Source organism: Arthrobacter sp. YD2, assembly GCF_030410475.1.
GTDB lineage: Bacteria > Actinomycetota > Actinomycetes > Actinomycetales > Micrococcaceae > Arthrobacter_B > Arthrobacter_B zhangbolii.
The window spans coordinates 477,134-491,634 of the sequence record NZ_JAUHHB010000002.1; the positions used below are offsets into that span (position 1 = coordinate 477,134).

13 protein-coding genes are annotated in these 14,501 nt (G+C 65.5%); 4 read left to right on the top strand and 9 right to left on the bottom strand.

The features are described from left to right. The first annotated feature begins 4 nt into the window (after window positions 1-4). From QWJ37_RS08845 to pgl, 4 genes are read left to right on the top strand one after another with little or no spacing between them, the layout of a single operon-like run. The gene (locus QWJ37_RS08845) at window positions 5-1,633 is read left to right on the top strand and encodes a glucose-6-phosphate isomerase (protein ID WP_290245072.1); all 1,629 of its coding nucleotides are present in this window, start codon (window positions 5-7) and stop codon (window positions 1,631-1,633) included. Then, the gene (gene zwf, locus QWJ37_RS08850; RefSeq protein ID WP_290245073.1) at window positions 1,634-3,178 is read left to right on the top strand and encodes a glucose-6-phosphate dehydrogenase; all 1,545 of its coding nucleotides are present in this window, start codon (window positions 1,634-1,636) and stop codon (window positions 3,176-3,178) included. After that, the gene (locus QWJ37_RS08855) at window positions 3,175-4,110 is read left to right on the top strand and encodes a glucose-6-phosphate dehydrogenase assembly protein OpcA (RefSeq protein ID WP_290245074.1); all 936 of its coding nucleotides are present in this window, start codon (window positions 3,175-3,177) and stop codon (window positions 4,108-4,110) included. Before zwf ends, QWJ37_RS08855 begins: the two co-directional genes overlap by 4 nt. Next, the gene (pgl, locus tag QWJ37_RS08860) at window positions 4,107-4,940 is read left to right on the top strand and encodes a 6-phosphogluconolactonase (protein ID WP_227901913.1); all 834 of its coding nucleotides are present in this window, start codon (window positions 4,107-4,109) and stop codon (window positions 4,938-4,940) included. The genes QWJ37_RS08855 and pgl overlap by 4 nt, the downstream gene beginning before the upstream one ends. Before the next feature lie 66 nt (window positions 4,941-5,006). On the opposite strand, the gene secG is transcribed toward pgl, so the two are convergent. From secG to uvrC, 9 genes are all read right to left on the bottom strand, one after another. After that, the gene (secG, locus tag QWJ37_RS08865) at window positions 5,007-5,258 is read right to left on the bottom strand and encodes a preprotein translocase subunit SecG (RefSeq protein ID WP_227901914.1); all 252 of its coding nucleotides are present in this window, start codon (window positions 5,256-5,258) and stop codon (window positions 5,007-5,009) included. Window positions 5,259-5,319: 61 nt separating this feature from the next. After that, window positions 5,320-6,135 (bottom strand): triose-phosphate isomerase, encoded by an 816-nt coding sequence (gene tpiA / locus QWJ37_RS08870; RefSeq protein WP_227901915.1) that lies wholly within the window; start codon window positions 6,133-6,135, stop codon window positions 5,320-5,322. 110 nt (window positions 6,136-6,245) lie between these two features. Beyond that, complete coding sequence (locus QWJ37_RS08875; protein WP_227901916.1) at window positions 6,246-7,472, bottom strand: phosphoglycerate kinase; 1,227 nt, start codon at window positions 7,470-7,472, stop codon at window positions 6,246-6,248. Window positions 7,473-7,494: 22 nt separating this feature from the next. Then, window positions 7,495-8,499: a type I glyceraldehyde-3-phosphate dehydrogenase gene (gene gap, locus QWJ37_RS08880; protein WP_227901917.1), complete on the bottom strand. Its 1,005-nt coding sequence runs from the start codon at window positions 8,497-8,499 to the stop codon at window positions 7,495-7,497. A 236-nt stretch (window positions 8,500-8,735) separates the two neighbouring features. Beyond that, the gene (locus tag QWJ37_RS08885; protein ID WP_227901918.1) at window positions 8,736-9,362 is read right to left on the bottom strand and encodes a superoxide dismutase; all 627 of its coding nucleotides are present in this window, start codon (window positions 9,360-9,362) and stop codon (window positions 8,736-8,738) included. Between the two features lie 108 nt (window positions 9,363-9,470). Continuing rightward, window positions 9,471-10,451, bottom strand: a complete 981-nt coding sequence (gene whiA, locus QWJ37_RS08890; protein ID WP_227901919.1) for a DNA-binding protein WhiA — start codon at window positions 10,449-10,451, stop codon at window positions 9,471-9,473. A gap of 10 nt (window positions 10,452-10,461) precedes the next feature. Continuing rightward, window positions 10,462-11,481 (bottom strand): uridine diphosphate-N-acetylglucosamine-binding protein YvcK, encoded by a 1,020-nt coding sequence (gene yvcK / locus QWJ37_RS08895; RefSeq protein WP_227901920.1) that lies wholly within the window; start codon window positions 11,479-11,481, stop codon window positions 10,462-10,464. Then, the gene (gene rapZ, locus QWJ37_RS08900) at window positions 11,481-12,380 is read right to left on the bottom strand and encodes an RNase adapter RapZ (protein ID WP_290245075.1); all 900 of its coding nucleotides are present in this window, start codon (window positions 12,378-12,380) and stop codon (window positions 11,481-11,483) included. Before rapZ ends, yvcK begins: the two co-directional genes overlap by 1 nt. A gap of 86 nt (window positions 12,381-12,466) precedes the next feature. Beyond that, window positions 12,467-14,482, bottom strand: a complete 2,016-nt coding sequence (gene uvrC / locus QWJ37_RS08905; RefSeq protein WP_290245076.1) for an excinuclease ABC subunit UvrC — start codon at window positions 14,480-14,482, stop codon at window positions 12,467-12,469. Window positions 14,483-14,501 lie beyond the last annotated feature (19 nt).

Below are 14,501 nucleotides of genomic sequence, written 5' to 3' on the forward strand. Positions count from 1 at the left end.
AAAAATGACCACACTGTCCTTTGAAGCAGCCGGAGCAGCACGTGCAGCAGTAGATGCCCATGTGCCCGAACTCGTGGGCGACGAAGTAGCGTCGCGCCTGGTAGCCCAGGACCCCACTCTCTGGGGTCCTGATGCCGAAGCTGAGGCGTCGATCCGCCTCGGCTGGCTGAACCCGGGGGAAAGTTCCCGGCCGCTGCTGGGACAGATTGCGGCGCTTCGGGAGGAGCTCGCCGCCGAGTCGGTGACCCGCGTGGTCCTGGCCGGCATGGGCGGCTCCTCCCTGGCGCCGGAGGTTATTACCCGCACAGCGGGAGTGGACCTGACGGTCCTTGATTCCACCGACCCGGACGTGGTGGCAGCCGCCCTGGGTGAGCGCCTGGCGGAAACCGTGATTGTCGTGTCCTCCAAGTCCGGCTCCACCGTAGAAACGGACTCCCAGCGCCGGGTCTTCGAACAGGCCTTTACCGATGCCGGGATTGACGCCAAGTCCCGCATCGTCGTCGTGACCGATCCCGGATCACCCCTGGATGCAGCGGCGCGGGAAGCCGGCTACCGTGCCGTCTTCAACGCCGACCCGAACGTGGGCGGACGTTACTCGGCGCTGACCGCCTTCGGGCTGGTGCCTTCCGGCCTGGCCGGGGCCGACATCGAAACACTGCTGGATGACGCGGAAATGACCGTGGAGATCCTGCGCGACGACGCCCCGGACAACATGGGCCTGGAGCTCGGCGCAGCGCTGGGCGGTACCGAGCCGCTGCGCAACAAGATTGTCATTGTGGACGAGGGTTCCGGACTGGCAGGTTTCCCCGACTGGGCCGAGCAGCTGATCGCCGAGTCCACGGGCAAGCTCGGGACGGGTGTGCTGCCCGTTGTCGTTGAGGCCGGCGCACCGGAAATCACCTCGGACGCGGCCGACATCCTGACCGTCCGCATTGTCCCCGCGGACTCCGAGGCCCTCCCGGAGGGAAACCAGGTACTGGTTGCGGGCAGCCTCGGCGCACAAATGGTGCTGTGGGAGTTTGCCACGGCCGTGGCCGGACGCCTGCTGCACATCAATCCGTTTGACCAGCCGGACGTGGAAGCCGCCAAAAAAGCGGCACGCGGACTGCTGGATGCGACCCCGGAGCCCACGCAACCCGCCTTTATTGACGGATCCGTTGAGGTTCGCGGCCCAGCGTCCCTGCTGGGAACGGCCAACACCCTGCGCGGTGCACTGACGGCGCTGCTGGGCGAACTGGGGCCGGAGGGCTACCTGAGTGTCCAGGCCTACCTGGACCGCGACCGGCAGGCTGGCCTGGCCGATATCCGTGCCGACCTCGCGGCCGCCACCGGCCGTCCGGTGACCTTCGGGTGGGGACCGCGGTTCCTGCACTCCACCGGCCAGTTCCATAAGGGCGGACCGGCGGAAGGCGTCTACCTGCAGATCACCGGCCGTCCCGCCACCGACGTCGCGATCCCCGACCGGCCCTTCACCTTCGGCGAGCTCATCAGCGCCCAGGCCGCCGGCGATGCCTCCGTGCTGGCCGATCAGGGCCGCCCCGTGCTGCGCCTGCACCTGCTCAACCGCGAGGAGGGCGTCCGCGAAATCGAAAACGTCGTGCGGTCCCTCTCCGCTCAAGGCGGTAACAAGTAAATGGCCGCAAAGGAGAAAACCGGCAGGAGGAACCCGCTCCGGGATCCGCGGGACCGGCGGCTGAGCCGGATCGCCGGGCCGTCCTCCCTGGTAATCTTCGGGGTGACCGGAGACCTGGCGCGGAAGAAACTGATCCCTGCCGTCTATGACCTGGCTAACCGCGGGCTGCTTCCGCCGAGTTTTTCGCTGGTCGGTTTCGGCCGCCGGCCCTGGAGCCACGAGGAATTCGCCGCGCAGGTGAAGGAGTCGGTGCAGGCCCACGCCCGCACCGACTTCAACGAGAACGTCTGGAAGCAGCTGGCCGAAGGTATCCGTTTCGTTGAAGGCGGTTTCGACAGCGACGAGGCTTTCGGACAGCTCAAGGCAACACTGGAAGACCTCGACGCCCAACGCGGAACGCGCGGCAACCATGCCTTCTACCTTTCCGTCCCGCCCAAGTCCTTCGAACAGGTCTGCCAACAGCTCTCCGAACACGGGCTGGCGAAAACCTCGCAGGGCAAGTGGCGGCGGGTGGTGATCGAGAAGCCGTTCGGCCACGACCTGAAGTCCGCACGCGAACTGAACAACGTGGTGGAATCGGTGTTCCCGGCCGACTCGGTGTTCCGCATCGACCATTACCTGGGCAAGGAAACCGTCCAGAACATCCTGGCCCTGCGGTTCGCCAACCAGCTGTTCGAACCCATCTGGAACGCCAACCACGTGGACCACGTGCAGATCACCATGGCGGAGGACATCGGCATCGGCGGGCGCGCCGGCTATTACGACGGCGTGGGTGCGGCCCGCGACGTCATCCAGAACCACCTGCTCCAGCTGCTGGCACTCACCGCCATGGAAGAACCCATCTCCTTTGACGCTGACCACCTGCGGGCTGAGAAGGAAAAGGTCCTGGCTGCGGTCCGGCTGCCCAAGGACCTCTCCCGCAGCTCGGCACGGGGCCAGTACACCGGCGGCTGGCAGGGCGGTGAAAAGGTCACCGGTTTCCTGGAGGAGGAGGGCTTCAATCCCGAATCCAGGACTGAAACCTTCGCCGCCATCCGCCTGGACATCAACACGCGCCGGTGGGCTGGTGTCCCGTTCTACCTGCGTGCCGGCAAGCGGCTCGGCCGCCGCGTCACGGAGATCGCCGTGGTCTTCAAACGCTCCCCCAACCTGCTGTTCCGGGAGCATAATGATGACGATTTCGGCCAGAATGCGGTTGTGATCCGGGTGCAGCCGGACGAAGGTGCCACCATCCGGTTCGGCTCCAAGGTGCCCGGGACCCAGATGGAGGTCCGCGATGTGTCGATGGACTTCGGCTACGGCCATTCCTTCACCGAATCCAGTCCCGAAGCCTACGAACGGCTCATCCTGGACGTGCTGCTGGGCGAACCGCCGCTCTTCCCCCGCCATCAGGAAGTGGAGCTGTCCTGGAAGATTGTGGATCCCTTCGAGGAGTACTGGGCATCGCTCGATGAGCAGCCTGAGCCGTATGCCCCGGGCAGCTGGGGTCCCGACTCCGCCAACGAACTGCTTGCCCAAGATGGAAGGACCTGGAGAAGGCCGTGATAGTAGACCTGCCGGACACCACTACGTCCAAGGTGTCCAAGGAAATAGTTGCCATGCGCGAAAAGGGCGGCGTGGTGACTCTTGGCCGGGTGCTGACTCTGGTGGTGGACACGCAGCCCGACTTCGTCGAAGAGGCCATTGCTGCAGCCAACGAAGCCAGCCGGGAACACCCCTGCCGGATTATCGTGCTTGCCGAAGGCAGCTCCGCTGATCCCACCCGGCTCGATGCGCAGATAAGGGTCGGCGGAGACGCCGGCGCCTCCGAGGTTATTGTCCTGTCCGGGCACGGGGAACTAGCCGGTGAAAGCGAGTCCCTGGTCTCGGCGCTGCTGCTGCCGGATGCGCCCATTGTGGTGTGGTGGCCGCACGGCGTTCCGGAGAACCCGGCAGAGACTCCGCTGGGGTGCATAGCGCACCGGCGGATTACCGACGCTGCGACCGAGCCCAACCCCAAGGAAGCGCTGCTGCACCTGGCGGACACCTATGCGGCGGGGGATACGGACCTGAGCTGGACGCGGCTGACCAACTGGCGGGTCCAGCTGGCAGCCGTCCTTGACGGCGCAGGATCGTCGCCGGTGCAATCCGCCGTGGTCGAAGGTGCTTCGGATTCGGCCAGCACTTTCCTGCTCGCCGCCTGGCTGAAGAAGGCCCTGGCCGTACCGGTGGAAATCATCGAAGGCGAAGCGGGCACTGGAATCCACCGGGTGCAGTTCCGCAGGCCGGAGGGAGACGTGGTGCTGGCGCGCCCGGACCAGGTCACGGCCCACCTTACCCAGCCCGGCCAGCCCGAACAGCAGATTTCGCTTCCGCGGCGTACCCTGCGGGACTGCCTCGCCGAGGAACTGCGCCGGTTGGACCCGGACGAAGTGTTTGGAGAAGTACTCACTGAGGGACTGGCCGCGTGCCTGTCCCAGGAAGGGGCCAGCGCATGAGGCACTCCCCCAACGGCGTCAGCATCCACCCGGACCCGCAGGCACTGGTCTCGGCCATTGCTGCCCGTCTGATCACCAAACTCGTTGACGTGCAAAGCCGCCGCGGCGAGGCCACGGTGGTTCTCACGGGCGGAAGCGTGGGGATCGCCGCACTGGAGGCCGTCACTGCGAATCCTGCCCGGACTGCGGTGGACTGGACCCGCGTCAACTTCTGGTGGGGCGATGAACGGTTCCTGCCGCAGGGCGATCCGGAGCTGAACTCCCTTCAGGCCAGGCAGGCCATGCTGGCACCCCTTGGGGTTCCGGCCGAACGCATTCATGCCGTGGCCACGTCCAACGAGGTAGCCACTGTGGAAGAAGCGGCAGCGGATTATGCCCTGCAGCTGGCCGAAGCGGCCGCAGCCGAGGAGCTTGCTCAGGGTTTCGAGCCGGTTGACCCGCGGCTGCCCCGCTTCGATGTACTGCTGCTCGGTGTCGGTCCGGATGCGCACATTGCCTCACTCTTCCCGGAAATGCCGGGGGTGCGGACGGTCGGTGCAACCACCGTGGCAGTTCGGGACGCGCCCAAGCCGCCGCCGGAACGTATCTCCCTGACCCTGGAAACGATCAATACCGCCGAAGAGGTCTGGCTGGGAGTTGCCGGCGACGATAAGGCCGGCGCCGTGGGCCTGGCCCTGGCAGGCGCCGGACCCATCCAGGTGCCGGCAGCCGGTGCCCGCGGGCGAACCAAGACCCGCTGGCTCATCGACCAGGCGGCAGCAGCCCAGCTCTCCCGCCGCCTGCTCGATTCCGAGCAGGAGCACGCCGGCACGGACGACGACGAGGAATAAGGCACCACAGCACAGGAAAGGCCCCCGGCGAAACCGCCGGGGGCCTTTCCAGTGCTGAGTCTGTTATTAGGCTTCGCCGGCGAAGCGCTGGATCAGTCCGAGGGCCACGATGACCAGGCCCCAGGCCAGTGCAAGCCCCACCGTGAAACGGTTCAGGTTCTTTTCCGCAACGCCGGAGGAACCGAGGCTGCTGGTCATGCCGCCGCCGAACATGTCCGACATGCCGCCGCCGCGTCCCTTGTGCAGCAGGATCAGCAGGGTCAGCAGCAGGCTCGTGATGGCAAGAAGCACCAGCAGGATGATCTTCAGAATTTCCACTTACGGCCTTTCGGGTGACTCATGGATTGGGGACGCCGCTGCGGCGCCCTTCAGCGGCAGTTCAGTCAGTCACCAGATGTTGTTCGAACCTGACAATATTAGCAAACTCGCCTACATCCAAACTGGCGCCGCCCACCAGCACGCCGTCTACGTCACGCTCGCCCAGAATACTGGCGGCATTGGCAGCCTTGACCGAGCCGCCGTACAGCAGGCGCGTCCTGGCTGCAGTGGCGTCGTCGTACAGATCCGCGATTTCCGCGCGGATGGCAGCGCACATTTCCTGAGCGTCCTCCGGGCCTGCGACTTCACCGGTGCCGATGGCCCATACGGGTTCGTAGGCGATGACGAGGTTGGCCACCTGCTCCGCGTCGAGGCCCGAAAGATCCTTGCGGACCTGCTCCAGGGTGTGAAGCACGTGGTCCCCGGCCTGGCGGACTTCAAGGCCCTCACCGACGCAGAGCACGGGCACGAGGTTATGCCGGTAGGCCGCCTTGAGCTTCTCGTTCAGCAGCTCATCGCTTTCTCCATGGACGGAGCGGCGTTCGCTGTGGCCCACCAGGACGTAGCTGCAGCCAAGCTTGGACAGGAACTGGCCCGAAACGTCGCCGGTGTACGCGCCGGAATCAAACGGAGACAGGTCCTGAGCGCCGTACTCCACCTTGAGCTTGTCACCCTGGACCAGGGTCTGGGTGCTGCGGAGGTCGGTGAACGGCGGGAACACCACTACCTCCACCCGTCCGAAGTCGTGGCGGGCGTCGCTGAGCGTCCAGGCCAGCTTCTGCAGCAGGGTGATGCCCTGGACGTGGTCCATGTTCATCTTCCAGTTGCCGGCGATCAGGGGTGTGCGGTCGAACTTCCCGTTCGTGGAGGTTGTCATGGTTGCTCCGGTTTCTAACTCGCGGTGCACCGGCCGTGCGGGCCGGGCGGGATGGGACATGCAGGTGCGGGCCCCCGCCGGTTACCCGGCGGCGGACCCGCACCGAAAAACTACTTATCCAGGACGGTGAGGCCCGGCAGGGCCTTGCCTTCCAGGTATTCGAGGCTGGCGCCGCCGCCAGTGGAAATGTGCCCGAAGTCCGCTTCGGAGAAGCCCAGCTTGCGGACGGCCGCCGCGGAGTCGCCGCCGCCGACGACGCTGAAGCCGGAGGAGTCCTTGAGCGCCTGGGCAACGGCACGCGTGCCGTTGGCAAAGGCTTCGAACTCGAACACACCCATGGGTCCGTTCCAGAAAATGGTCCGGCCCTTGCCGATGTGTTCGGCAAACGCGTCCGCGGAGTCGGGCCCGATATCCAGGCCGATGCCCGAAGCACCAAAACGGCTGGACTCCATGGCATCGGCAGGGACGGTGGCAACATCGGCGTCGGCGGCGAACTTATCCGCCACCACAATGTCGGTCGGCAGGACAAATTCGCAGCCGACCTCCTTGGCACGGCTCAGGTATCCCTTAACATTCTCGATCTGGTCTGCCTCCAGCAGGGAGGCACCCACCTGGTGGCCCTGGGCGGCCAGGAAGGTGAAGACCATGCCGCCGCCCACCAGCAGGTAGTCGGCACGGTCCATCAGGTTCTCAATGACGGCGAGTTTGTCCGAAACCTTCGATCCGCCCAACACCACCACATAGGGCTTTTCGGGGTTTTCGGTCAGGCGCTTGAGCACCTCGACCTCGGTGTGCACCAGATCCCCTTCGTAGGCGGGCAGGATCTCAGCGATGTCGTAGACGCTGGCATGCTTGCGGTGGACGGCGCCGAAGGCATCATCCACGTACGCGCCGCGATCTCCGGTCAGTGCCGCAAGGTCCCGCGCCAGGGCCTGCCGTTCGCCGTCGTCCTTGGACGTCTCCCGGGGGTCGAAGCGGATGTTCTGCAGCACCAGCACGGACCCTGCGGCCAGGGAGCCTGCCAGTTCCCGTGCGCTGTCCCCCACCACGTCTTCGGCGAACTCCACCGCGAACGGGGAAAGTTCGTCAAGCCGCTCGACGGCGGGGCGCAGCGAATACTTTTCGTCCGGCGTGCCCTTGGGGCGGCCGAGGTGCGCCATGACAATGACTTTTGCGCCGTGTTCCACCAGCTTCTGAAGCGTGGGAATGGAAGCCCGGATACGGCCGTCATCGGTGACACGGCCGTCCGCCAGCGGCACGTTCAGGTCCGAGCGGACCAGGACATACCTGCCGTCGACGCCGTCACTGATCAGGTCGGAGAGAGTTTTGACAGTCATTTCTACCTTTGCGTGCGGTCGGTTAAAGTTTCGAGGCGACGAGGGACGTCAGGTCCACCAGGCGGCAGGAGTAGCCCCACTCGTTGTCGTACCAGCCCACAACCTTCACCTGGTTGCCCATCACCCGGGTGAGCCCGGAATCGAAGATACAGGAGGCCGGATCGGTGACGATGTCGGAGGAGACAATAGGCTCGTCCGTGTAGCGCAGGATGCCCGCCAGCGGACCGTTGGCCGCCGTCTTGTAGACATCGTTGATCTCCTCAACCGTGGCTTCGCGGCCGACTGTCACGGTCAGGTCCGTCACCGAGCCGGTGGGAACCGGCACCCGGAGGGCGAACCCGTCCAGCTTGCCGTCCAGTTCGGGAAGCACCTGCCCGATGGCCTTTGCAGCACCGGTGGTGGTGGGCACAATGTTCAGGGCGGCGGCACGGGCCCGGCGCAGGTCACGGTGCGGGCCGTCCTGGAGGTTCTGGTCTGCGGTGTAGGCGTGCACGGTGGTCATCAGGCCGCGTTCAATGCCGAAGGCTTCGTGGAGCACCTTAGCCAGCGGGCCCAGGCAGTTGGTGGTGCAGGAGGCGTTGGAAATAATGTTCTGGGTGGCGGGATCATAGTCCGCATCATTGACCCCCATCACGATGGTGATGTCTGAGCCCTTGCCCGGTGCGGAAATCAGCACTTTCTTGGCGCCCGCATCCAGGTGCTTCTTCGCGTCTTCGGCCTTGGTGAAGAAACCGGTGGACTCAATGACGATGTCCACGCCCAGATCCGACCAGGGCAGGTTTGCGGGGTCGCGTTCCGCCAGGACCTTGATGGTTTTGCCGCCAACAACAATGTTGCCGTCCCGTACTTCAAGGTCGGCTCCCAGCCGGCCGGTCACGGAATCGTACTTCAGCAGGTGGGCGAGGGTTTCCGGGCTGGTGAGGTCATTGACGGCGACGATGTCGAGGTCCGCGTTCTGCTCCAGGGCGGCACGGAAGTAGTTGCGGCCGATACGTCCGAATCCGTTGATTCCAACACGAGTAGTCACTTTTCTGTCTCCTTGATAGGGGGTCAATTGAGAACTGAGTGACCTCGGTAAGAAGCCACCGGACTGACTGCGGCCTGACAACCTCCGCTTGGGGAACAAATCCGGCCGCGGCGCCGTGTCTCCGTCCTGCCCGGATGCCGGAGCATCGGGCAGGACGGTGACCTACGGAATATCTTACGCGTCACAGTCTCCGTAGGGACCGGGACGGGAGCACATTGGTGCTCTTTGGGTACGGACTAGGCCGGGACGATCAGGCCCTTGGCACCGGTGCGGGCAGCGTCGAAGCGTGCTGCGACATCGGCCCAGTTGACAATGTTCCAGAAGGCCTTGACGTAGTCAGCCTTGACGTTGACGTAGTCCAGGTAGAAGGCGTGCTCCCACATGTCCAGCATCAGCAGCGGAATGGTGCCTACGGGGACGTTGCCCTGCTGATCGTAGAGCTGCTCGATGACCAGGTTCTTGCCCAGCGGTTCGTAGGCCAGGATGGCCCAGCCGGAGCCCTGGATGGAGTTGGCCACAGCGGTGAACTGGCCACGGAACTTGTCGAAGGATCCGAAGAACTCGTCGATGGCCGCTGCGAGTTCGCCTTCGGGCTTGTCGCCGCCGTCCGGGGACATGTTGTTCCAGAAGATGCTGTGGTTGGTGTGGCCGCCCAGGTGGAAGGCCAGATCCTTGGAGAGCTTCGTCATGGTGCCGAACTCGCCCTTTTCGCGGGCTTCGGCCATCTGTGCCAGTGCCGTGTTGGCGCCTGCTACATAAGTGGCGTGGTGCTTGTCATGGTGCAGTTCCATGATGCGCGCGGAGATGTGGGGTTCCAGGGCTGCGTAGTCGTACGGCAGTTCCGGCAGTGTGTATTCGTTCACGAAAATCCTCCGTTGATATGTCGGATCGATGATCCGGACGGAATGCCCGTCCGGAAACTCATGGTGCCGCCAAAAGGCAGCATGCTTAGTCCATCCTATGCAATATCGCTATTCATCCAACATTTCCGGCGTGACACTGGACTCAGTACCCGGAATCCCCAGTTCAGCTGCCCTCTTGTCGGCCATGGCAAGCAGCCGCCGGATCCGGCCGGCGATGGCGTCCTTGGTCATGGGCGGTTCGGCCAGGTGGCCCAGTTCGTCGAGGCTGGCCTGCTTGTGTGCCACGCGCAGCTCCCCCGCGTAGCGCAGGTGCTCGGGCACGTCCTCGCCCAGGATTTCCAGGGCACGCTCCACACGGGCGCCGGCAGCGACGGCGGCCTGGGCCGAACGGCGCAGATTCGCGTCGTCGAAATTGGCGAGCCGGTTTGCGGTGGCCCGCACTTCCTTGCGCATCCGCCGTTCCTCCCACACCATCAGCGCATCGTGGGCGCCCATCCGGGTAAGCAGGGCGGCGATGGTGTCGCCGTCGCGGATCACCACGCGGTCCACTCCGCGGACCTCGCGTGCCTTGGCGGAAATGCCGATCCGGCGGGCGGAACCGACCAGGGCGAGGGCGGCCTCGGGTCCCGGGCAGGTGACTTCCAGGGAGGAGGAACGGCCGGGCTCGGTGAGGGACCCGTGTGCCAGGAAGGCGCCCCGCCAGACGGCTTCGGCGTCGGCTGCGGAGCCGTTGACCACCACTGAGGGCAGGCCGCGGACGGGACGGCCGCGGGAGTCGAGCAGCCCGGTCTGCCGGGCCAGGGATTCGCCGTCCTTGACTACGCGCACCACGTAGCGGTTTCCGCGGCGCAGGCCGCCGCCGGAGACCACAATGATGTCGCTGGCATGCCCGTAGACCTCCGCGATGGCCGAGCGGAGCCGGCGGGCGGTGGAAGCAAGGTCCACTTCGGCTTCGATGACTATGCGTCCGGAGATGATGTGAAGCCCCCCGGCAAAACGCAGCATCGCCGATACTTCAGCCTTGCGGACTGAGGATTTTTTCACCTCGAGGCGCGAAAGTTCCTCTTTTACTGCTGCGGTCAGCGCCACAAAAACACTCCTAAATCTCCCCAAACATATCGTGGAAGGCGGTCGCGAGGCGGAGCGGATCATGGATCGGACGCCCCGACGCTGCCCCCACCTTACCGAAGACCGCGCGGCCGCCCAGTTCGGCGACGGCCTCTTCGAACGCTTCCCGGTCCCCTACCACTGACGGATCCACCAGGACGGCATCCACCTTGAACTCCGGGGCGTAACGCCGGATCACAGCCAGGTGGTCCACGGCGCTCATGCCCGCGGTTTCCGTGGTTTCGTTGCTCAGGTTCATCGTCAGGCAACGCTTGGCGGAGGTGGCGCAGAGCGCATCCCGCAGCTGCGGCAGCATCAGGTGCGGAAGCACCGAGGTGTACCAGGACCCCGGGCCAAGGATGACCCAGTCGGCAAGGTCGATTGCCTCCAGGGCAGCCGGGCAGGCCGGTGCGTCAGCCGGCAGCAGCCTGACCTCATGGACATTGCTGCGGGTTCCGGCGGCGGCCAGGCGGGCCTGCCCGGTTACCGTTTCGATCCGGGTGCCGGCAGCGGTCCGGCGGATCACGTCGCCTTCAATGGTCAGCGGCAGGGTGGACATCGGCAGTACCTGGCCGCGGGCACCGAGCAGCGCACCGGCCCACTGCAGTCCGGCTACCGGATCCCCCAGCAGCTCCCAGAGGGTGACAATCAGCAGGTTGCCCAGGGCATGGTCATCCAGTGAACCGTCCACGCCCGGACGGGAGCGGAAGCGGTGCTGCATCACGTCACGCCAGGTCCTGCCCCAGTCGGTGTCGTCGCAGAGCGCGGCCAGCGCCATCCGGAGGTCGCCGGGCGGCAGGACACCGAGCTCCCGGCGCAGGCGGCCCGAGGACCCGCCGTCGTCGGCCACGGTGACGACGGCGGTGAGGTCGGTGGTGAGCAGCCGCAGGGCAGAGAGGGACGCAGAGAGGCCGTGGCCGCCGCCCAGGGCGACAACGGATCCGGCCTTACCGGGTTCCCCCCGTCCCTTCGCCTCCGGTATCAGGGGCAGCGGTCCGGTGAGAAAGGACATTATTCGCGCCCCAGATCCCGGTGGTGGGAGCTGACGGTGACGCGCGGAAGCTGGGCCAGGCGCTTGGCCAGCTCTTCGGTAACCGCTACGGAGCGGTGCTTGCCGCCGGTGCAGCCCACGGCAATGGTGGCGTAGTGCTTGTTCTCCCGGCGGTAGCCGTCGATGACCGGCTCCAGGGCTTCCACGTAGCGGTCCAGGAACTCGGCGGTTCCCTTGGCCTGCAGGACATAGTCCCGGACATTCTCGTCCAGCCCGGTGTGCGGGCGCAGCTGCGGGACCCAGTGCGGGTTGGGGATGAAGCGGACATCCGCCACGTAGTTCGCGTCCACGGGCAGTCCGTATTTGAACCCGAAGCTCATCACGTTCAGGCGCAGCACAATGGGACCGGACTCGGTAAACAGCTCGGTGACGGTGGTGGCCAGCGCGTGCACGTTCAGCTTGGAGGTATCCACCACGACGTCGGAACTGTCCCGCAGCTCGGCAAGCACCTCCCGTTCGGAGGCGATGCCATCCAGGATGCTGCCGTCCCCCTGGAGGGGATGCGGGCGCCGGCCCTGTTCAAACCGGCGGACCAGGGTTGCGTCGTCGGCGTCGAGGAAAAGGATCTGGTAGGCGACGCCCGCGGCACGCAGGTTCCGCAGGGCTTCCTGGATGTCCCGGAAGAGCTCCTTGCTGCGAACATCGATGACGACGGCCAGCTTGGGGATGGACTGCGGCATCCTGGACACCAGTTCGGTGAGGGTGCCCAGCATCAGCGGCGGGAGGTTCTCCACCACGTACCAGCCGTGGTCCTCGAGGGCATTCGCCGCCGTGCTGCGTCCGGCGCCGGACATGCCCGTGACAACGAGCAGCTCCGATTCCTCGGGCTTGACTATGGACAAGCCGTCCTCTTGCGTCATGTGGTGTGATCCCATCCTGTTGCACTGCCTGGCCCTGCCCGGAAAGGCATCATCCGTTCCCGCGACACGCCGGTTTCCCAGCGTAGCTAAGTTTCCAGGATTTCGCCGGTGGACATGTTTACTGCCGGTGCCGCCTCCGCCTTGGAACTATCGGCCAGACGGCTGCGGAGGTTAGCAGCCATGGCCGGTCCGATGCCGGGAACCTGCTGCAGTTCCTCCTCGGAGGCAGCCCGGAGTTTCTTCACTGAGCCAAAGTGCTTGAGCAGGGCCTGCCGCTTGGTGGGGCCCAGGCCCGGGACCTCGTCTAGGAGTGAAGCGGTCATGGACTTGCCGCGCTTCTGGCGGTGGAAGGTGATGGCAAACCGGTGCGCCTCGTCGCGGATGCGCTGCAGCAGGAACAGTGCTTCGGAGGCGCGGGGCAGGATCACCGGGAAATCGCTGTCCGGGACCCAGACCTCCTCGAGGCGTTTCGCCAGACCCACCACCTGCACGTCGGTGATGCCCAGGTCCGCCAGTGCCTTGGAGGCCGCGGCAACCTGGGGCTGGCCGCCGTCGACCACCACCAGGTTCGGCGGATAGGCGAACTTGGTGCGCGGCGCCGGGGTCAGGGTATCCGTGAGCGGCTGCACGTCGGTTGCGCCGTCGTCGAGACGCTCTGCCGGCAGTTCCTGCGGGGCATCCGGATCAGCTGCGGGGTCCGCGTTTTCGGCAAGGTAGTTGCGGAAGCGCCGCGAAATGACGTCATACATGGAGGCAGTGTCATCACGTGCGGCTTCTCCGGTGATGGAGAACTTCCGGTAGTCGGATTTCTTGGGCAGGCCGTCTTCGGCCACCACCATGGAGGCCACTACGTTGGTGCCGGAGACGTGGGAGATGTCATAGCATTCGATCCGCAGCGGAGCCGCGTCCAGGTCCAGGGCCTCCTGGAGCTCCTGCAGGGCGGCAGAGCGCGTGGTGATGTCGCCCGCCCGGCGGCTCTTGTGCAGCCGGAGGGCATCGGAGGCGTTACGGGCCACGGTTTCCATGAGCGCTTTTTTGTCGCCGCGCATGGGCACCCGGATGTCCACCCGCGCGCCCCGCAGGCCGTGCAGCCACTCGGCCAGTTCCTCGGCATTGGGGGGAAGCACCGGGACCAGGACCTGGCGCGGAATGCGGTCCGTGGAATTCGCCTCGCCGTAGACCTGCTGGATCAGGTGCTCCACCAGATCCGCGGTGTCGTTGTCCTCCACCTTTTCCACCACCCAGCCGCGCTGTCCGCGGATGCGCCCGCCGCGGACGTGGAAGACCTGGGCTGAGGCCTCCAGCTCATCCTCTTCGAGGGCGAAAATGTCCGCGTCAGTGTCTTCGCTGAGCACTACGTTGTTGCGCTCGAACACTTTGCGCAGTGCCGAAATGTCGTCGCGGAGACGGGCCGCGGTCTCATAGTCCAGTTCGGACACCGCAGCCTGCATCTCCTTTTCCAGGCTGGAGATGAACCGTTTGCCCTCCCCTGCCATGAAGTCGCACAGCTCGGCGGCGAGCTGGCGGTGGTCCTCGGGGCTGATCCTCCCCACGCAGGGGGCGGCGCACTTGTCGATGTAGCCGAGCAGGCAGGGCCGGCCGGTGCGTTCGGCGCGTTTGAAAACGCCGCTGCTGCAGGTGCGCACCGGAAAGACGCGGAGCAGGGTGTCCAGGGTTTCCCGGATGGCTTTGGCCGGGTAGAAGGGCCCGAAATAGCGGGTGTCCTTGCGCCGGTCGCCGCGCATCACCTGGGCGCGGGGGTACTTCTCCCCCATGGTTACGGCCAGGTAGGGGTAGGACTTGTCGTCCCGGAACATGATGTTGAACCGCGGATTGAATTCCTTGATCCACGTGTATTCAAGCTGCAGTGCTTCCAGCTCGGTTCCCACCACGGTCCACTCCACGCCGGCGGCAGTGTGCACCATGGCCCTGGTTTTGGGCATCAGGCCGCGCGGATTGGCGAAGTAGGAGTTCAGTCGGGAGCGGAGGTTCTTGGCCTTGCCCACGTAGATGATCCGGCCGTGTTCATCCCGGAAACGGTAAACGCCCGGGGCCGTGGGGATCTCCCCTGTTTTTGGCCGGTAGGTTGCTGGATCTGCCACTGTTCCATCCTACGTTCGC

Bases quoted from the DNA above. Each gene is read 5' to 3' on its own strand.
- pgl (WP_227901913.1), top strand. From the start codon at position 4,107: ATGAGGCACTCCCCCAACGGCGTCAGCATCCACCCGGACCCGCAGGCA.
- QWJ37_RS08875 (WP_227901916.1), bottom strand. From the start codon at position 7,472: ATGACTGTCAAAACTCTCTCCGACCTGATCAGTGACGGCGTCGACGGC.
- rapZ (WP_290245075.1), bottom strand. From the start codon at position 12,380: ATGACGCAAGAGGACGGCTTGTCCATAGTCAAGCCCGAGGAATCGGAG.
- zwf (WP_290245073.1), top strand. From the start codon at position 1,634: ATGGCCGCAAAGGAGAAAACCGGCAGGAGGAACCCGCTCCGGGATCCG.
- yvcK (WP_227901920.1), bottom strand. From the start codon at position 11,481: ATGTCCTTTCTCACCGGACCGCTGCCCCTGATACCGGAGGCGAAGGGA.
- QWJ37_RS08845 (WP_290245072.1), top strand. From the start codon at position 5: ATGACCACACTGTCCTTTGAAGCAGCCGGAGCAGCACGTGCAGCAGTA.
- tpiA (WP_227901915.1), bottom strand. From the start codon at position 6,135: ATGACAACCTCCACGAACGGGAAGTTCGACCGCACACCCCTGATCGCC.